At 70.1% G+C, this 18,313-nt stretch carries 13 protein-coding genes, 1 tRNA gene and 1 pseudogene; 4 read left to right on the top strand and 11 right to left on the bottom strand.

Annotation, left to right across the window (positions count from 1 at the left end):
- Positions 1-35: 35 nt before the first annotated feature.
- Together TA3x_RS25555 and TA3x_RS25550 are read right to left on the bottom strand one after the other, a co-directional pair.
- Positions 36-704 (bottom strand): response regulator, encoded by a 669-nt coding sequence (locus tag TA3x_RS25555; RefSeq protein WP_435017496.1) that lies wholly within the window; start codon positions 702-704, stop codon positions 36-38.
- A complete protein-coding gene (locus tag TA3x_RS25550) occupies positions 694-6,225 on the bottom strand; it encodes a chemotaxis protein CheB (protein ID WP_435017495.1) in 5,532 nt (1,843 codons plus the stop codon). The genes TA3x_RS25555 and TA3x_RS25550 overlap by 11 nt, the downstream gene beginning before the upstream one ends.
- Positions 6,226-6,530: 305 nt before the next feature.
- Here TA3x_RS25550 and TA3x_RS25545 point away from each other — a divergent pair, with 305 nt between their 5' ends.
- Both TA3x_RS25545 and TA3x_RS25540 read left to right on the top strand, forming a co-directional pair.
- Positions 6,531-7,547, top strand: coding sequence for a chemotaxis protein CheB (locus TA3x_RS25545; RefSeq protein ID WP_435017494.1), 1,017 nt, complete (start codon positions 6,531-6,533; stop codon positions 7,545-7,547).
- Between the two features lie 267 nt (positions 7,548-7,814).
- Positions 7,815-8,027 (top strand): hypothetical protein, encoded by a 213-nt coding sequence (locus TA3x_RS25540; protein WP_435017493.1) that lies wholly within the window; start codon positions 7,815-7,817, stop codon positions 8,025-8,027.
- A 55-nt stretch (positions 8,028-8,082) separates the two neighbouring features.
- On the opposite strand, the gene TA3x_RS25535 is transcribed toward TA3x_RS25540, so the two are convergent.
- The 8 genes and pseudogenes from TA3x_RS25535 to TA3x_RS25500 all read right to left on the bottom strand — a co-directional run bounded on the left by TA3x_RS25535 (position 8,083) and on the right by TA3x_RS25500 (position 16,299).
- Complete coding sequence (locus TA3x_RS25535) at positions 8,083-10,230, bottom strand: G8 domain-containing protein (protein ID WP_435017492.1); 2,148 nt, start codon at positions 10,228-10,230, stop codon at positions 8,083-8,085.
- Positions 10,231-10,333: 103 nt separating this feature from the next.
- Positions 10,334-11,296, bottom strand: a complete 963-nt coding sequence (locus TA3x_RS25530) for a DUF1559 domain-containing protein (protein WP_435017491.1) — start codon at positions 11,294-11,296, stop codon at positions 10,334-10,336.
- 447 nt (positions 11,297-11,743) lie between these two features.
- A pseudogene (locus TA3x_RS25525) lies at positions 11,744-12,688 on the bottom strand (ISNCY family transposase); the annotation flags it as partial.
- A 194-nt stretch (positions 12,689-12,882) separates the two neighbouring features.
- Positions 12,883-12,956 (bottom strand) — tRNA-Arg (locus TA3x_RS25520).
- Between the two features lie 213 nt (positions 12,957-13,169).
- Positions 13,170-13,460 (bottom strand): flagellar biosynthesis anti-sigma factor FlgM, encoded by a 291-nt coding sequence (locus TA3x_RS25515; RefSeq protein ID WP_435017490.1) that lies wholly within the window; start codon positions 13,458-13,460, stop codon positions 13,170-13,172.
- Between the two features lie 266 nt (positions 13,461-13,726).
- Complete coding sequence (locus tag TA3x_RS25510; protein ID WP_435017489.1) at positions 13,727-15,001, bottom strand: MlaD family protein; 1,275 nt, start codon at positions 14,999-15,001, stop codon at positions 13,727-13,729.
- Between the two features lie 54 nt (positions 15,002-15,055).
- Positions 15,056-15,862 (bottom strand): MlaE family ABC transporter permease, encoded by an 807-nt coding sequence (locus tag TA3x_RS25505; protein ID WP_435017488.1) that lies wholly within the window; start codon positions 15,860-15,862, stop codon positions 15,056-15,058.
- Positions 15,826-16,299 (bottom strand): hypothetical protein, encoded by a 474-nt coding sequence (locus tag TA3x_RS25500; protein WP_435017487.1) that lies wholly within the window; start codon positions 16,297-16,299, stop codon positions 15,826-15,828. The genes TA3x_RS25505 and TA3x_RS25500 overlap by 37 nt, the downstream gene beginning before the upstream one ends.
- Before the next feature lie 444 nt (positions 16,300-16,743).
- Here TA3x_RS25500 and TA3x_RS25495 point away from each other — a divergent pair, with 444 nt between their 5' ends.
- Entirely contained in the window at positions 16,744-17,058 is a 315-nt protein-coding gene (locus TA3x_RS25495) for a hypothetical protein (RefSeq protein WP_435017486.1), read from the top strand.
- Positions 17,055-17,432 (top strand): hypothetical protein, encoded by a 378-nt coding sequence (locus tag TA3x_RS25490; RefSeq protein WP_435017485.1) that lies wholly within the window; start codon positions 17,055-17,057, stop codon positions 17,430-17,432. The genes TA3x_RS25495 and TA3x_RS25490 overlap by 4 nt, the downstream gene beginning before the upstream one ends.
- A 90-nt stretch (positions 17,433-17,522) precedes the next feature.
- Here the strand turns inward: TA3x_RS25490 and TA3x_RS25485 are convergent, their stop codons facing one another.
- Positions 17,523-18,299 carry a polyprenol monophosphomannose synthase gene (locus TA3x_RS25485; RefSeq protein ID WP_435017484.1) on the bottom strand — a complete coding sequence of 259 codons (777 nt, stop codon included), beginning with the start codon at positions 18,297-18,299 and terminating at the stop codon, positions 17,523-17,525.
- Positions 18,300-18,313 lie beyond the last annotated feature (14 nt).

Genomic DNA, 18,313 nt, shown 5'->3' with positions numbered 1-18,313 from the left:
CTCGCATTCGGCTGAAGGGTTTCCCCGACACGACGTCACGGGGTCGGCTCGTCCCCGGCCAGCCATCCCGAACGGATGGCATGGGCGACGATCCCCGCCCGCCCGGCGATCCCGAGCTTCTCCATGCCCCGGGCCCGGTGCGTCTCGACCGTCTTGATGCTCAGGTCGAGGCGGGCGGCGATCTCCTTGTTGGAGAGGCCGCGTGAGATGAGCCGCAGGACCTCCTCCTCGCGATCGCTCAGCGCCGGGGCCGGGTCCTCGCCGGGGCGGGGGAGGCGGCCCGCGTTGCCGCCGAGGATCTTGCCCGCCAGGTTCGGGTCGAGGTAGGTCCCGCCGCGGGCGACGGCGTGGATGGCATGGATCAGGTCGTCGGCGGCCGCCCGCTTCAGCAGGTAGCCCGATGCGCCCGCCTGGAGGGCCTGCTGGAGGTAGCTCCGGTCCTCGTGGACGGTGAGGATGAGGACCTTGATGCCGGGGCTCCTCAGCTTGATCCGCCTGGTGGCCTCCGGCCCGCCCAGGACCGGCATCGAGATGTCGAGCACGGCCATGTCCGGTTCGAGCCTCGCCGCCAGCCGGCAGGCCGACTCGCCATCGGCGGCCTCGCCGACGACCTCCAGGCCCGGGTGGGCTTCGATCAGGGATCGCAACCCCGCCCGGACGATGTGATGATCGTCGGCCAGGACGATCCTGAGTTTAGGTCCCATGATCCCCCCCCTCCGATCTCCGGCTGATCGGGATGCGGGCCAGGAGTGTCGTCCCCGATCCCGGGGCCGATTCGACCTCCAGCGTCCCGCCGACCAGGGAGATGCGTTCCTCCATGCCGACGAGCCCGAGCCGCCCCGCCGGGACGGAGCCCGGTACGAAGCCCACGCCGTCGTCCTCGATCACGGCCATCACGTGCCCATCCGAGCGGCTCAACACCACGCTCGTCGCGGACGCCCGGGCGTGCTTGGCGACGTTGGTCAGGGCCTCCTGCACGACGCGGTAGATGACCGTCTCGATCTCGGGGCTGAGCCGCCCCGTGCCGAGGTCGGCGGTCATGAAGTTGGCTTGGGTCCCGGCCCGCTCCGACCACTCGGCGACGAGATGCTCCAGCGCCGGCACGAGCCCCAGGTCGTCCAGGGACGTGGGGCGGAGCCGGATGGCCAGGCCGTGCACCTCCCGGCCCAGGGCGTCGGCGACACGCTGGGCGTCGGCCAGCTTGGCGGCGGCCGAAGCGGGGAGGTCGCCGGACATTTCGACGGCCTTGAAGGCCAGGGAGAGGCCGACCATGAGCTGGCCGATCGTGTCGTGGAGGTCGCGGCTGACCCGCCGCCGCTCGTCCTCCTGGGCCGTCCCCAGCCGCTGGGCCAGCTCCCGCCTCCGCCCCATCTCGGCCGCGAGCGAGTCCATCGCCCGCTCCAGGTCCGCCGTCCGCTCGGCCACCCGTCCCTCCAGCTCGTCGTTGGCCCGCCGTAGCGCCGCCTCCGCCTCCTTCAGGTCGGTCACCTCCACGCACGCACCGGCCAGGCGGGCCTGCCCGCCCGCGTCGAACACGTCGCCCTGGTCGCGCAGCCAGGCCACCTCCCCGTCGGGCCGCACCACGCGGAACTCGATGCCCAGCGGTCGGCCGTGCCGGGCGGTCTGATCGAACGCGGTTCGGACGAAGTCCCGGTCGTCCGGGTGGACGTGGCCGAGGAACTCGGCGAATGGCCGGACGCTCTCGACCGGGCCCAGCCCGAGCAGGGCGTTCAGATTGGCGTCCCGGGTGTGCATATCGGCCGCCACGTCCCACGCCCAGGTCCCCGTCCGGGCGGCCGAGAGGGCCAGCCGCAGCCGCTCCTCGCTCCGGCGGAGGGCGTCCTCCGCCTGCCTCTGGTCGGTGACGTCCCGCATCACCCCGATCATCCGGATCGCGGCCCCGGCCTCGTCGTAGAAGAAGATCCCCCGGGCGGACAGCCACCGGACCGACCCGTCCGGATGGAGGGCGCGGAAGTCGTGGGCGAACGGGGCGCGGGCGTCGTGGGCGGCGTTCAGGGCCGCCTCGGCCGCCGGACGATCGTCCGGGTGGACCCGGGCTCGCCACGCCTCGTAGCTCGGGGCGACCTCGCCCGGGGTGTAGCCCTGCATGGCGAAATGCTCGGCATTCCACACCACCCGCCCGGTCCGCACGTCCCAGTCCCAGGTGCCGAGCCCGGCGATGGCGACGGCCAGCCGCAGCCGCTCCTCCCCCTCGCGAAAGGCCGCCTCGGCGCGGGCACGCTCGAGCCGGGGGAACAGGCGATTGGCGATCTCCTCGACCAGCTCGATCTCGTCGTCGCGCCAGCGGCGATACTCGATCGCATTGACCGAGAAGACATATTTCCAATCGCCCCGCTGCTGGAACGGGACGGTGATGTACGCCCCGGTGCCGACCTTCGCGTGCGCATCCCTCATCCCCGGGCCGTATTCCACCGCGTTGCTGCTGGCCGTGGCCCGGCGACGGAGCGGGTCGAGGAGGGCCTCGCTGGCGACCTCGGAGAGGCGGATGACCGGAGGCAGCGGCGGCAGCCCGGGCCCATCCCAGCGGTCGAGGAACCGGCACTCGTCGGCCGTCTCGTCGATGAGCGCGAAGTGGCACCGCTGGATGTTCATGAACCGCGCGAGCTTCTCGCCCACGGCCCGCATGATCTGGTCGCCGCCCCACAGGCCGGCGAAGTCATGGGCGATGTCGGCGAGGAACGCGAGATTCTGTTCCCTCCTCCTCCGGTCGGTGATGTTGGTGAAGAGGACCGCCACGCGCCGGCTGCCCGGGCCGCCCAGGCGGAAGATGTTGAGGTCGAAGGTGCGGTCCAGGATCGGCTCGGCCACCTCCAGCCGGAGCGGCTCGCCCGTCTCGGCCGCCCGGCCATACGTCTCCGCCCATCGGGGGTTGGGCTCGCCTATCAGTTGCGTGGCCGTGCGGCCGACCGGGTACGCCATCCCCGTGTGCTCGACGAACGCCGGGTTCACCTCCAGGAACAGGAAGTCGGCCCACCGCCCCGTCGCCTCGTCCCGGATCATCTCGACGACCGCGTACGCCTCGTCCATCGAGTTGAAGAGCGACCGATACTTCTCCTCGCTCACGCGGAGGGATGCCTCGGCCCGGGCCCGTTCCACCGCCGCCCAGGTCCGCTCGGCCGTCTCCTCGATCAACCCCAGTTCGTGCTCCGTCCAGTCGCGAGGCGCGGCGACCTGGGCGACCAGGATGGCGACCAGCTCGTCCCCCTTGACCAGGGGCACGGCCGCCGCGGCGACGATCTGGATGGCCTCGTGGGCCTCCCGCTGGCTCGGCTCGAACCGCGGGTCGGTCCCCACATCCCGGATGACCAACATCTGACCGGCGCGGAGGCTATCGATGATCCACCGGCCGAAAGGCTCGGTCGGGTGGCGGTCCTGGGGCGGCTCGACGCCCCGCACGTACGCCTCGGCGACCGACCAGTCTTCGCCCGCCACCTCGGCGTACACCGCGCGGTTGACGCCGAGATGCTCGCCCAGGAATCGGGCCGCCGCCGCCCTGATCTTGGCGGGGTCGTCCAGCGGCCGCAGCAAATCGGAAAGCCGGAGCAGATACGCCTGCCGCTCCTCGCTCGCCCGGACCACCTGATCGGCCCGCCTGCGGGGGGTCATGTCGACGAAGGTGAGGACGATGCCGTCGATGCGGTTGTCGGTCGTCCGATAAGGGGTCGCCCGCCGCTGGTAATACCGGCCGTCGACCCCGGCCACCTCGCGCTCGGCCGGGATCAGCCGGTCCAGCACGGACCGGCAGTCGGCGTCCAGGTCCGGGTCGTCGAAGTTGTGGGCCAGGGCCGCGATCGGCCGGCCGACGTCCCCCGGGATCAGGTCGATCAGGTCCCGGACGGCCGGGGTGAACCGGCGGATGCGGAGGTCGGTGTCCAGGAACAGGACGGCGATGTCGGTGCTGGCCAGCAGGCTGGCCAGGTCGCTGGAAGCAGCCTGATGTTCCTCCATCTTCGCCCGGAGCTGGGCGTTGACGGTGGTCAGCTCCTCGTTGAGCGACTGCATCTCCTCCTTGCTGGTTTCCAGCTCCTCGTTGGTGCTCTGGAGTTCCTCGTTGACGCTGGTCACCTCCTCATTGGAGGCCTTCAGCTCCTCGTTGCTCGTCTGCAACTCCTCGATGGTGCCCTGCAGTTCGCCCCGCAGCCGGCGGACCTCGGACTCCCACCCGTCGGGGGCGTCCGGCGGGGCGGACCCCGGGGCGGGGACCTCCCCCCGTTCCTCGAAGCTGACCACGAAATATGGGGGTGGGCGGTCGCCGCCGGCAGGGTCGGGGACCGGGGAGGCGGTGATCGCCACCCGGGCCCGGCGGCCCGGCTCCCGATCGATCCACCCTCCGGGCTCGGTCGCCCGGGCGCCCTCGGCCGCCGCCCGGTGGAGGGCCGCCCGGACCGTCCCGCGGATCCCCTCCCGGGCCATCAGGAGCAGCTCCCGGGTCGGCTCCCCGGACATCCGCAGGTAGGGGGCGGCGTCGCCGTGGAAGTAAACGACATGGCCATCCCGGTCGACCGTCACGGCCGGCGGCGTGTGGGACTCCAGCAGGGCCTGCCGGGTCAATTCGCCGAGCGACGTCGGCGGCCCGTCCGCCCGCGTCGGCCGCGCCGGGAGGGCGCCGGTGGCGACCCCGAGCGGCCGGCCTTCTGCGGCCCCGAGCGGGTGGGGGAGCGGGAAGTCGATCGCCCCGTGCCGGGTCGGCCCGACCCGCCGGAAGATGCGGGCCTTCCGGTCGACGGCCTCGAACAGGCCATCGGCCCCGCCCACCGCCTCGGACGAGCCGAGGAACAGGGCCCCTCCCTCGCGCAACCCGAAGTGGAGCAGGTGGAGCACCCGCCGCTGGACGTCCGGCTCCAGGTAGATCAGCAGGTTGCGGCAGGTGGCGATGTCCAGCCGCGAGAACGGCGGGTCCTGGAGGATGTTCTGCGGCGCGAAGACCACCCGGTCCCGCAGGTCGGCCCGCACCCGGTACATCTCCGACTCGCGGGCGAAGAACCGCTCCAGCCGCGCCGGGTTGATCTCGCTCTCGATCCCGCCGGGATAGACGCCGGCGCGGGCGTGGGCCAGGGTGCGGTCGGCCAGGTCGGTGGCGAAGACCTTGACGTCCAGCGGCTTGCCGGCCCGCTCGGCCTCCTCGACCAGCAGCATCGCCAGCGAGTACGCCTCCTCGCCGCTGGAGCAGGCGGACACCCACGCCCGGACCGACCCGCCTGGATCGCGGCCCGCCACCAGGGGGGCGATCACCCGGCTGCGGAGGGCATCCCAGGCCTCCGGGTCGCGGAAGAAGCCGGTGACGTGGATCAGCAGGTCGTCGGACAGCGACGTCACCTCGGACGGGGTCTGCCGCAGCAGCCGGGCGTACTCGGCCATCGAGCCGAGCCGGGCCAGGCCCATCCGCCGCTGGACGCGCCGGAGCAGCGTCGCCTTCTTGTAGCCCGAGAAGTCCTGCCGGGTGCGGGTGCGCAGGACGGCGAGGATCTCGCGGAGGTGGTGCCCCTCCCGGTCCAGGACCGGGCCGGCCGCCTGCTCGCGGCCCCCCGAGGCATAAGAGCTGGCGGCGTAGGCGAGCAGGACGTCGGGAATCTCGGCCGGGCGGAGGATGTGGTCGGCGTAGCCGGCCTCGACCAGGTGCCGGGGCATGCTCGGGTACTGGGCGGTGTCCGGATCCTGGGCGATGCAGAGGCCGCCGACCGCCTTGACCGCCTGGGCCCCGGCGGTGCCGTTGGAACCCAGGCCGCTGAGGACCACGCAGATGGCCCGCTCGCGCTGCTCCTCGGCCAGGCTGCGGAAGAGGTCGTCGACGGGCCGGTTGGCCGCCCGAGGCCCGCCCAGCTCGGGTCCGAGGCGGAGGCGGCCGTCGCGGATGGTGGTCACGTGGCCGGGGCGGATGACGTAGACGTGGTCGGGCTCGACCGGCATGCCATCTTCGACCTGGCGGACCGGCATGGCGGTGCGGCGGGCGAGGATGCCGGCCAGGTGGCTCTCGGCGTCGGCGGGCAGGTGGAGGATGAAGACGAAGGCCATGCCGGAGTCGGGCTGCATGGCGTCGAGCAGCTCGCCGAATGCCTCGATCCCGCCGGCGGAGGCCCCAACCCCGACGACCGGGAACGGCAGCCGCGGCGGCTGCTCGGTGTCGACCGGCTGGGCCCGCCGATTCGTCTCCTCGTCGGGCCGAGGGGCGGCATCGTCCTGGGACGGCAGGCTGTCCTGATCCAAGGCGCTTCATCCTTTCCGTCGGGCGGCCCGCGGTGCCGACGCGGCTCGACGGATCGGGCCGGATGCCCAACCCCACGCCAGCAAAAGCGAGACCGCCCCCATACCGTTTCGCTCAAAGATTACCGCCGATGGGGCCGATCGGCGAGGTCGTCCCGGGAGAACCGCGTCGCCCGGGTGATCATCGCGGCCGGGGAGGGCGATCTTCCCGGCCCACTATCCAAGCCCCGGCGGGATCCCTACAGTGGGAGGTATTCCTCCCTAAGTCGCGAGTACACGCCGAGACGAACCGGCAGGACGGGGTCCGAATGGCCGGTCATGACATCATCGTGTTCGGGGGTTCGGCGGGGGCCCTGGAGGCGATGAATGTCATCGTCGACGGGTTCCCGCCCGGCCTTCCGGCGGCGGTTTTCGTCGCATTCCACTCCTCGCCCCATAGCCCGGGGCTCCTCCCGGAGATCTTCAACCACCGGGGCAAGCTCCCGGCCGCCCATGCCCGGGATGGCGAGCCTGTTGCGCCGAGCCGCATCTACATCGCCCCGCCGGACCACCACCTGCTGCTGGAGCACGGGCGGGTGCGGGTCACCCGCGGCCCGAAGGAGAACCGCTTCCGCCCGGCCGTCGACCCGCTGTTCCGCTCGGCCGCCCTGGCCTACGGCCCGCGCGTCGTGGGCGTGATCCTCTCCGGATGGCTCGACGACGGGGCGGCGGGGCTCTGGGCGATCAAGGCCCGCGGCGGGGTCGCCATCGTCCAGGAGCCCGAAGAGGCCTTCGCGCGTTCGATGCCCGAGGCGGCCCTGCGGCAGTCCCGCGTCGACCACCGCCTCCGGGCCGAGGACATCGCCCCGACCCTGGCCGAACTGGTGGCCGGCCTCGGCCCCGATGAACGCGACTTCCCCGTGCCCGAGGGCCTCGAGATCGAGACGAGGATCGCCATGGAGGATAAGGCCCTGCAGGCCGGCGTCAGGGACATCGGCGAGCCGTCCCTGTTCGCCTGCCCAGAATGCCACGGCGTCCTCATGCGGATGAAGACCGGCGGCGGGCCCCGCTACCGATGCCACACCGGGCATTCCTACACGGCCGACTCGCTCCTGTCCGAGATGACCGAGGTGGTCGAGGAGTCGCTGTGGAACGCCGTCCGCTCGGTGCAGGAGAGTTCGATCTTGATGGAGCACATGGCCGCCCATGCCCGGGAGGCCGGGCAGGCCGATCTCGCCGCGCTGTATGACCGCAAGGCGTCCGAGGCCCGGGGGAGGGCCGAGATGGTGCGGCGGGCGGTGATGGGGCACGAGAACCTGAGCGAGGAGAAGCTCGCAGGCGGGTAGGCCCGGGCCTCATGGGGCGGGGACCGGGCGGGGCCGCCCCGAGGGCGAGGGACGATCGCGAATCCCGATCAATCCTGGTGCGGCCCTCGCCGGCCTCCCGTTCGGCCATCAGAAGAAGTCTCGCCCCAGGCCCTGCGGGAGATCTCGCCCACCCGGGGTCGACGCCCACGTCGGCCCGACCCCCGCCTGGGTCCGCACGGTCCTCAAGCGGCGGAATGCCGACGGCCGAGCGGCAACAGGGATGGAAGAGACGCCCTGGCCGTCCGGATGGTCGAGCTGCGCCGCGAGCACCCCGGCCGGGCCAGGTATCGGTGGGTCTCCGTCTACGGGTTCGTGCACCCGGCCAGCAGCAGGAACCCGGAGCTGATCCTGCCGGAGGCGAACGCCGATTGGATGCCCCTGGCCCTGGAGGGATTCGCGCGGTGGGCCGACCCCGATGGGGCCAAGCTGGACGGGCCGCCGGGCGTGGTCCTGCACTAGATGCCGCCCTGCACTCCCAAGCTGCAGCCGGCCGAGCCGCTGTGGGCACTCCGTATCACTTCGGCCCCGACAGGCCCACATGAACGACGTGAGGCCTCGGCTCCACATGCCCGTGGACGTCCTCGGAAACCGCGGAGATTTCGAACGGCTCGCCGCCCCGGGCATCGAGGGCGATCTCCCACTCGGCGAAGCTGCCGCGCGTCGACCGGGCCGGGCGGCCGTTGACGGTGACCCTCCGCAGGTCGCTCGTGTCGACCGAAGACCCCTTCACGATGACCAGGTTGCCGTCGCGCACCGCGCTGGTGATCACCGTCGTCGGGGGCATCTCATCCTTGAAGCTGGAGACCCCTCGGAAGACGCCCCGGTCCGATTCGGACTTCGAGGGGAGGTAGCCCGAACTGATCGGGTTGTGGATGTCATTCACTCGCATGTCCCTGGACGCCATCCTCCGGAATCCGGAGCCATCCATGATCGACCGCCAGATGGCGACGTCGCAGCGGAAGGACTCGAGCCCGTCGACGAAGACGCCGGTGGTCCCGAGGTGCGTGGACCAGTTCGCCTCCCAGGCGCGGAAGTCGCGGATCCAGAACGGGTGGCCCGGCTCGGGGATCGCCTCGGAGGCCTCGCGGGCCAGGCTCTCGCCCTGGCTGTAGAAGTCGAGCCCCTGCTCCGGACGCGTCACCCCGCGGAGGTTCAGGCAGAAGAACTTCATCGTGTGGGCCTCGTTGTCCTCGAACCGGACGAACGGCAAGGTGCGGGTGTCCTGCCTCTTCACCGAGCCGTCGGGCTGGCGGATCGGCCGGATCGGATCGTAGGCCTCGGTCTTCTTGGTGTCGAATCGGTAGCCGTACTCGGCGCATTCGACGGCCACGTTCCTGGTGAAGCTATTCTGGCTGTTCGCCCACCAGAATCCCGCCCCCCGATTCGGGTCGAAGGGGACCTCCTGGTCCTCCTGAGGCTTGCCGGGCAGGACCAGCGCCGCGAGGTTATGGTCGAGGATGTTGTTGATCTCGGTGCCGCTCTCCAGGAAGTAGCCGTGGCCGACGCTCTTGTAGCCGACGTTGTCGCGGACGACGAGGGCATCGGTGCCGTGGATCGTGATCCAGCGGTTGTGGCTATCCCAGATCGAGGCCCCGATGACCGAGCTGCCCCTCATCGTTTCTCCGGCCAGGTGGAAGTGGATGCTGTAACGCCCCTTCTCGTCGCGCTTGCCGAGGTGCCGGAACTCGGCATAGTGGATCGAGCCGGCCGAATTCCGGTGGTACATGGTGTGGCCGCGGACTCCATCGGGGTCGGCCGACTCGACCACGACGCTGCGCGTGAGATTGGCCACCTCGGCCCGGAAATTCCCCTCGGCGAAGTGCGGGAAGGCGAGGGGCCGGTCCAATTTCACCGAATATCCGCCGGTGAAGTCTCGCGGCGTCAGCCCGGTGATCCTCCGCTCCTCGGTCTGGGCACCCGCCAGGAAGTCGCCGCCGACGCGGTTGCCGTCGCGCTGGCGCGTCGTGCTCGTGACGATGATCTGGTCGCCTTGCTTCCAGCCCTCGGGCCACTCGTCCACGTACAGGGACCTCGCCCCGCCTTCCGCGGTCTGCCGGAGCTTCAGCCACGTCTTCGCGATCGGCGCCCCGTGGAACTCCATCCGCCCTCCGCAGCAGACGATGGCCGGGCAGGACTGCTTGTCCATCCCTTCGACGTAGTGCAGGCGGATCGTGGCCGAGAATTCGGCGGGGATGGGCAACCCCGGCCTGCCGACCAGGAGAGATGGCTTATCCCGGGGTGCCGAGATGGCGTCGGCCGGCTGGGGCCGGTTGTCCGAGCCGGCCGCGCCGTGCTTCATCGGGGCGCCGGCGGCGTGGCAGTCGAAGCCCTCCTCCGAGGGCTCTTCGGAGGCCGTCACGGTGAGCAGGCCGACTTCCAGGCGGGTGCTCCGATCCCTGGCGAACTCCAGCGTGCCCGCCACCTGGACCAGGCGGATGACGTCGGCGGACGCGACATCATAGCCGACGTTGTGGCCGGGCCGGATGACGACGCGATCGCCCGCCATCGGGGCCCGGCCCAGGTCCCAGGTCTCCTTCGAGGACCAGGCGCCCGATTTCGCGGACCGGATGAGGGGGGGCTCTCCCGCGGCACCGGTTGTCGCGACGACCGGGGATGCGAGGGCGAGGGCGATGAGGATTCGTGTTGCGGATCGGGATGTCATGCGTGACCTTCGGAGATAGGGGATCGATCTGGCGATGCGGTCGATCGGGGCGGGGGCGGCCGTGGACTCGGGCGGCCCCGGATGGGCTACCCTCGGGCGAGCATCACGGCTGCTGGGCGATCTCGCCGCCATTCCGGCTGACCATCCCCATCAGTGCGGGGACGGTCATGGTCGACGGCAGCAGACGCACGCTGCCGTCGCCCATGGCGACGTTCGCCCCGGCGGGGTGGAAGCCGAAGACGCCCTGCGAGTTGTTGCAATTGATCGCGCAGTCGAGGCCGGCGGGGGTGCTCGTCGTGGCCGGCGGGGGCGAATTGGAATACCCCTGGACCTGGAAGGCGCACCAGCCGAGCCACGCCCCCCAGGCGCCGGGCTGATCGAGCGTCAGGTCCGATTCCGGCATCGGCCATCCCACGCCCTTGACGTAGTGCTTGTCGTAGCCCGCGTGTTCCAGGAACAGGGTGGTGTTCGACAGGCCGTCGGTCACGTCCTCCATGCGTGGCGCGGTCCCTTTCAGGATCGGATCGGGGGCCGAGGCGGCCCCCATCAGGGCGTAGGTCGCCGCGCTGATGGCGTGGTTGACCCAGTAGTCGGAGACCCATCCGGTCATGGGATTGCCATTGGCATCGGTGATGAACGCCCCGTAGGACTTCCCGGTCGAACTCGACTTGCGGAGTCGGATGGTGTTCTGGACCGGGTTCGACGGGCAGAGCAGGACCGCCAACTTCGTGTTCGCCACCGTCTGATTCGCGGCGTCGGCGAAGCCGCCCGGGACCGCGACGTTGAAGGCGTTGGTCAGGACCCCCTGCTCGAGGTAGGGGAGGAGCGTGACCAGGTGGCCGTACTGGGGGGAGGAGGACGGCCTGGCCGAGGGGAAGCATTCATACACGTCGTGATAATTGTGGACCGCCAACGCGAGCTGCTTGAGGCTGTTCCTGCACTGGATGTTGCGTGCCGCCTCGCGGGCCGCCTGGACGGCGGGGAGCAGGAGCGCGATCAGCACGCCGATGATCGCGATCACGACGAGCAGTTCGATCAGGGTGAAGCCGGTCCGTCGGCATGTCACGCGGTCGGGATGGGACGCCAAAGTGGGTGACTCCGATCAGCATGTGGCCCAGCTACGGGCGGGATGATCCCTCCTGGGGATCCATCCGAGGAACGCCCGGTCGCCGCTTCGCCGCGGGCGGGTCGGGCCGGCGGCGGCCCCGACCGAACTCGACGCTGTTGTGCCCTGGGCATCTCCCATGCCGACCCGTCATCACACCGTAAATCCGGCGGCACAAGCACATTACCCGCACGGGGCAACTTAGGGGCGGCCTCCCAGGCGGCGGGTTTTTCACCGCCGGTGGCGAACTTTCTTCCGCGCATATTCCAGGGGCGACCTCGGACACGTCCATTATGGGGACCGCTTCGCGGCCTTCTCGCGTTCTCTGATCCGCATCGATGAGCCGGAGCTTCCAACTCAGTTGGGTTGGCGGTCTCCGCATCCTCGGCCGTCGCGCGGCCCCTCGATCGGCCGCATCCGGGTCGCCGTCGTCAAGATCAGCCGCACCGAGCCCCGCATCGCCATCCCCGGCGACGCCACCTTTCGGCCGCTGCACCTCCGCTCGTGATGGCGATAAGAGCCGAACAGTTGCTCCAGGCCATTGTTGGGCCGCGGCAGGTCGGTCGTGTCATGGCAGGCGAACAGCCCGGGCCAGCCGCTCCGCATCACCTTCAGGAAATGGCCGATCGCGTCGTCCAGGCCCACGACCGACTCGCGACGCCTCAACCTGCTCAACTCTCTCGGGAGACCCTTTTGCCGGCCACCTCGTCCAGGCTCGCGGCGATCCGGGCCGGTCGATCGTGCAGCTTCAGCCCGGATGCCTCCAGCGGCGGCCGGCCGTCGTCGGCCAGCGACAAAGCGGACCGCGGCACATTAGCCCCGGATCGCCCTGACCTCCTCGTCGTCGCGTCCTTTGACGGCCCGCTCGATCGGGCGGACGCCACGCACCTCCTTCTTGAGGGTGACCTTGGCGTGGCGATCGGCCTCGTAGATCGGCCGAGCCGCCCGGCGACGGTAGTGGAACTGGCAGAGCTGATGCGGGACGCCGGGCACGGCCAGGGCCATGGCATCGCGGATGGAGTGCTGTCCGACGGAGATCACGCCGACGATCGGCGCTCCAGTGGCTCCCTCGGGCCCGAGGGCGGCCTTCATCTCGACAATCATCACGGCCAGGTCGGCCCGGCAGGAGGAGAGCAGGCTCCGGGCCAGGAGGATCTCGCCGGAGAGCACCTCGCGGAGCACCCAGAGGGCCTCGTGGCCGACGTCGGGCTGCAGGCCGTCGAGAGCCAGGATCACCTGCCCAGGGTCGGAGGTGATGCGACGAAGCCGGGCCGGGCCAGACAGTGAGAGGGCGAGCAACTCATCGTAGCGGTCGAGCAGGCGGTCGACGCTGCGGACGCAGATGGCCGCACCCGGGGCGGGCGCGGGTGGCGGCCGTCAACTCGACGGTGCGAGTGGGGGACCGGTCACGGCATCTGCTCGGACCTGGGCATCGGTCGACTTTTGGGAGGGCTTCACCAGGAGAACCGAGGCGACCTGCCGATCAAAACAAATCTACGTATCTAAAAAAAGGGCCGGATCTCTTGGTTAAAGAGATCCGGCCCTGATATGCCCGGCAGGACTTGAACCTGCAACCTTTAGCTCCGGAGGCTAACGCTCTATCCAATTGAGCTACGGGCACGTTGCGAGGACACAATGTAATGCTTCCTGGCCCGGTGAGCAAGGGAGAAAATCGACGAATCCGGTTCGGGACCGCCGCGAGGTTGGGGCGGCCATGAAATCCGGCGGATTGCCGAAGCTCCGGGCGGAAGGATCAACGCAAAAATCGACGGCCGGGGCAGGCTCGAAGGCCTTCCGGTCGCCGATTCGCATCGCGTCCCACTCATGCTCATGTTCAGGAGCGGAAGCCGCTGAGTTCGTCGAGGAGGCGATCCAGGGCGACCTGGATCTTCTCGGGCGTCTCGTAGGACCCGTCGGCGATCTGGCGGCGGATCTCCTCGACCCGCTCGTGCCGGATCTCAGGCAGCCGGCTGATGCCGTCGAGCATCTGGCCCAGCGGGGAGATCTCGACATGGTCCCGGGGGGTGGTCGTGTGGACGGTCTGGCCGCCCTCAACCCCGAACGCGGCCAACCGGGGGTAGATCGCCTGGGGGCCCTGGGCCCCGCCCGCACCGTGGATTTCCATGGCAGCCTCCCTCTTCCTCAGTGTCTTGGACCCACGTTCCCGAAATCGGGAGGCAGGCGATGTTCATCACAGACCCACGGCGACGGCTAACCGGGCAGTTTCGGGCGTCTGGGACGCCTGACCTTCCTTTTCCCGGGGCCTGGCCGTGGTGCTCGAGGCATCCGCCTCAAGCTTCCACACCCTTATCTATCGGCGGCCGGACCGATCGAATTGAGCCGAAGTCGGAAAATCGGGCGATCCGTCCCGAATCGGCCCGATCGGATCGACTAGCGCCGGGTCCGGGGCTTGAGGCCTTCGCTGAGTTGCTGCGAGACGGCCCCCAAACGGCCGGTGACGTCGGAGACGAGCCGGCGGATCTGCTCGATCTCCTGGCGCTGCTGGGCCGCGTTGTTGGGCCGGGACTGGATGGCTTCGAGTTTCCGGACCGCGTCGTCGAGTTCCTGGGCCCCCTTGGCGAAGACCTGCGCCGAGTCGTAGACGACCTGGACGCGAATGTCTTCCGGGGTGGGTTTGTAGAGGGGGCTCAGGACGAACGGGTTGGCGTAGATCTTCTGGACGAGCTTGCTCCCCCAGTCGGTCGCATCCTTGACGTTGGCGATGGTCCGCTCGATGTCGGTCTTGTTACGGGACAGCATCTGGTTGGCGGATTCCCCGAGCTGGCCGGCCTGGAACAGGGCGATGTCGGCGCGGGCCCGGGTGCTCTCGACGTTGTCGAGCAGCTTGGCGACCTTGGGCTGGCCCTGGTCCACGGCCGCCTTCAGCGTCGCGGACAGTTCCTTGATGCCGGCCACCGTGGCCTGGATGTTGGGGCGGTTCTCCGCGAGCATCGCGTCGACGTTCGCCGACAGCGACGCGGCGCGGGTGAGGGCCTGCTCCACCTTGGGCGTGGCGGCGCTGACGCGGCGGAGCGTCTCCTCGACGTGCTCGGCGGTAGTCTCGATCCTCGGCCGGATCGCTTCGGAGGTGGCGCGGAGGCCGTTGGTCGTGTCGCTCACCGCCGCGACGATCTCGCGGACCTTCGGCGTGGTCAGGTCGACCGTCTCGCGGACCTGGGCGATCGTGTGGCTCAGGTGCTTCCGCTCCACGGGCCCGAGCCCGACCTGTTCCAGGATCGGGTCGAACAGGGTCGTCTCGACCCCCCGGAGCACCTGGTTGGCGGCCAGGCGCTCGTCGGACCGGCCGGCCGAGACGATGTTGACGCGCGACTGGCCGGTGAGGCTGGACTGGATCGTGATCTTGGCATCGGACCGGAGCCGGGCCGCCAGGTCGTCGGGGATGGCCAGGCGGACCCGCGCGTGCAGGACGCCCTCGATCTCGGCGAGGGTCACGTCGACCACCCGGCCGGCGTCGATGCCGGCGATCCGCACCTGGCTGCCAGGCCGGATGCCCTGGCCGTCGCGGAAGTCGACGTCGATCTGGAATCGCTTGGCCAGGAAGCCCGGCCCGCCGCCCGCGATCGCGAACAGGCCGAACATCGCCCCCAACGCCAGGACGACCACCAGGCCGGCCCAGATCTCGCGTCCCGAGGTGCGCGTTCTCATCGGGGGTCCATCCCTTCAGGGGTAGTTGCCGTCATGGGTCCATCGTCCTTGATGTCAACGGCCCGTCGGGGGCGTGAGCACGGTCGGCCCGAAGGCCGGGCCGGCATGATAGAGGAGGAGGAACGATCCGCCGTTGAGGACCAGCACGCCCAGCGCCGCCAGGCAGGCGGCGCGGCAGACCGAGGTGGCGATCGGGCCGTGATCGTGGAGCCCTTCGTGGCAGGCGATCCAGGCCGAGACCAGGGCGAAGACGGCCCCCTTGCCCACCAGGCCGAACACGTCGCGGATCCAGAGCATCTCGCTGAACAGGTCGAAGAACTGGGGCACGGTCACGCCCATCATCTTGTGGGCCACCAGGAACCCGACGGCGATCCCGACCCCCGCGCCCCAGACCGCCAGCACCGGGCCGACCAGGGCCGCCGCCAGGATCCGGCCGGAGGCCTCGCGGGCCGGGTCGAACCCGTCCGCGTCGCGGATGCCCCGGAGGTCGGCCGCGTATCGGGCCGTGACGATCCCGCCCAGGGTCAGGGCCGCGAGCAGGGGGGCCAGGTTGCGGACCAGCCCCACCCCCACCACCGGCCCGATCCCGTCCAGGAAGGTGGCGCCGAAGTAGGCCTGCATCGCCAGGAACGAACCCATCCCGACGTGGACCACCGCCACCAGCGGCAGGCCCATCGCCAGCAAACCTTCGAAATGCCGGCCCGTCTCGCGGAGGAAGGACGGGGAAGGGCGGGCGGCGCTCAAGGCATCGACCCCGAGCAGACCCAGGACGCCCAGGTAGCGGATCACCCCGACCGGCGCGGCGAGCAGGCTCGCGGCGGGGGTCAGGGGGCGGATTGCGGAGACGGGTTCATCGTCCATGTTGTCGTCGCCCCTCCCTGGGCCTCCGCCCGGCCTCGCCTGCGGCGGGCCCGGACGTTACGGGTCGCGACTTTAGCCGAACTCTGCGGGCTTGGCGAGACGGATTGCCCCTGGCCGCTCCACCACGCCTTCCATCGCGAGGTCGCCTCGGCCCGCTCCTCGGCCCCGCCCCAGGGGACGAAGCCGAAATCCTTGCCGGTCCGCGTCTTCAGCCCGTCGTTAGCCGCCATCCGCACCACGCAATCGCTGTCGTCCAGCCGCTCGATCATCGCGGGGACCGACACCGCCGCCGACTGCTTGTCCCCCAGCCCGACCGCCCGGGCCCGGACGATCGGCGCCGTGTGGGCCATGTCGCGGAAGCTCTTGGGGGCCAGGCTGCACCCGGCCGCCAGGGCCACGACCGGCATCAGGGAGAGAACGTAAGCGACCCGCTTCACCGCGGGGCCCCCTTCCGTGGAGGTCCGGGCCGTCATCGGCCGGAATGAAGGATTCGCCCGAAGCTCCGCGATCCTTGCGGAGGTCGGCTCGGACGGCCTCATCCTTTAACCGAATCCCTCCGCTTGCACAACTCCGGTTGATCGCAGGGGGGCCGGGCCGATTCACGGCACCGTCGCGGGTTCCTGTCGCCGACCCGGGGAGGATTTCGAGGAACCGTTGTGGAGGTCGATTCTCCCGGTGTCGCGGCGATCGGCGACCGGCTTGCGATCGACGGTTCCCCTGTCTAACCTACAGCTCGTCGCGGACGTACGGCGGAGGCGACCGGAAGCCTGCCCGATCGATGAATTCGACCGCAAGATGCGCCTCGCGAGGCCGCCAGGGGCGGTCCCCCCGTCGGGGACGGCCCCGCACGACCGATCTCGCGTCAGGGAGAGATGATACGGATGTCCCAGCTCACCACATCGTCGCAGCGGGCCGAACGCGCCCAGCTCGAGAAGCTCTGCACCTCGATCCGGGGCAAGCTCCAGTTCATGGATTACCTCGTCCGGGCGGCGGTGGCTGACGTCGATCGATTCGACGGCGAGGCCGACCCCGGGACCCGGATCTTCCTCCGGCAACTGATCGAGATGCACTCGTCCAACCTCGCCGTCGAGTGCGAGAACATGCGGCTGATCGGCGAGCTGTGCCATTCCCTCGAGGCCGCCGTCAGCCCGGACGCCTCGGGCAGCTCGTATCACGCCAACGGAGACGCCGCATGAACCCCGCCACCACGACCCCGCGCGGCCCCCTCGGCAGTGCCTATCTCCTCGGCCGCGAGCCCCAGCCCAACGGGCTGGCCGACGCCATCCCCGCCGAGGCGCCGCCCCGGGCCACCTTCCTGTCGCAGGACCTGATCCGGTCGCTGGCCGAAGTCAAGGGGCAGGCCCAGTTCCTCCTCTACCTGGCCGACCAGATCGAGGACTCGCTCCACCAGCTCGTCGACGAGTCCGACGACTGCCAGAACTCCTTCCTCTGCCGCATCCTGGGCATGTATTCGGCCCAGCTGGAGAGCAAGCACCAGGGGCTGGGCGACAAGATTGCCGAGACCTGCCAGGAAGTCTACGTCACCGTCCGCGAGTTCGACGGGGCCTGAGCCCCGGAGGCCTTGCGAAGGTGGAACCATGGCGCGAACGACCCTCGGAGATCGAGCCCGGGGGCCGGGTCGCGTCCGGCCCTGCGCCGCTCAGGGCCTCCGCTTCGGCGCTTTGCCGAGGAGTCGGGAGATGCCCAGCTTGAAGATGATCTGGAGGGCGGCGACCGCCTCGCGCTTGTTGATCTTGGAATAGCCCGACCTGCGGTTCTCGAACAGGATCGGCGTCTCGCCCATCCGGCAGCCGACCGTGCGGCACCAATAGAGAATCTCTTCCATGAACGAATAGCCGCGCGAGATGACGCGGTCGAGGTCGATCTGGCGGAGCTTGGAGACGCGATAGCAGCGGTAGGAGCCGCTGTTGTCCCGGGTCCTCAGCCCCAGGAAGAGCCGGGCATAGGTGTTGATCCCGGTGCTCATGAACTTCCGCCTGAGGTTGAACTCCCCCTCCACCCCGCCCCCTGGGACGTAGCGCGAGCCGATCATCACGTCGTTCTCGGCCATCCCGGCCAGGAGGTCGGGGATGAAACGCGGCGGGTGGCTGAAGTCGGCGTCGAGGTTGAGGAAGTAGTCGTAGCCATTGTCGATGGCGAACTTCATCCCCTCCAGCACGGCGGTGCCCAGGCCCAGCTTGCCCTTGCGGTGGTTCACGAAGACGTTGGGCAGCGTGGCCCGGAGTTCATCGGCGACCTTCCCGGTCCCGTCGGGGGAGTTGTCGTCGGTGATCAGGATCGAGGCGTGGGGCGCATATTCGAGGATGGACTCGACCAGGGGGCGGAGATTCTTCGCCTCGTCGTAGGTGGCGAGCGAGATCAGCAGCCTCGGCGGAGCGTCCGTGGCCTGTGACTTGGGTTGTGTGATAGAGGTCACGGGAGCCCCCGAAG

Source organism: Tundrisphaera macrotermitis (assembly GCF_051175315.1).
Taxonomy (GTDB): domain Bacteria; phylum Planctomycetota; class Planctomycetia; order Isosphaerales; family Isosphaeraceae; genus Tundrisphaera.
The sequence above is the reverse complement of the archived record's forward strand: the minus strand, read 5'-3'. Positions and strand labels throughout refer to the sequence as shown.

What these genes read in the sequence shown, in the direction of transcription:
- TA3x_RS25545 (WP_435017494.1), top strand. Translation starts at nt 6,531, where the DNA reads ATGGCCGGTCATGACATCATCGTGTTCGGGGGTTCGGCGGGGGCCCTG.
- TA3x_RS25555 (WP_435017496.1), bottom strand. Translation starts at nt 704, where the DNA reads ATGGGACCTAAACTCAGGATCGTCCTGGCCGACGATCATCACATCGTC.
- TA3x_RS25515 (WP_435017490.1), bottom strand. Translation starts at nt 13,460, where the DNA reads ATGGAAATCCACGGTGCGGGCGGGGCCCAGGGCCCCCAGGCGATCTAC.
- TA3x_RS25510 (WP_435017489.1), bottom strand. Translation starts at nt 15,001, where the DNA reads ATGAGAACGCGCACCTCGGGACGCGAGATCTGGGCCGGCCTGGTGGTC.
- TA3x_RS25540 (WP_435017493.1), top strand. Translation starts at nt 7,815, where the DNA reads ATGGTCGAGCTGCGCCGCGAGCACCCCGGCCGGGCCAGGTATCGGTGG.
- TA3x_RS25490 (WP_435017485.1), top strand. Translation starts at nt 17,055, where the DNA reads ATGAACCCCGCCACCACGACCCCGCGCGGCCCCCTCGGCAGTGCCTAT.
- TA3x_RS25535 (WP_435017492.1), bottom strand. Translation starts at nt 10,230, where the DNA reads ATGACATCCCGATCCGCAACACGAATCCTCATCGCCCTCGCCCTCGCA.
- TA3x_RS25495 (WP_435017486.1), top strand. Translation starts at nt 16,744, where the DNA reads ATGTCCCAGCTCACCACATCGTCGCAGCGGGCCGAACGCGCCCAGCTC.
- TA3x_RS25505 (WP_435017488.1), bottom strand. Translation starts at nt 15,862, where the DNA reads ATGGACGATGAACCCGTCTCCGCAATCCGCCCCCTGACCCCCGCCGCG.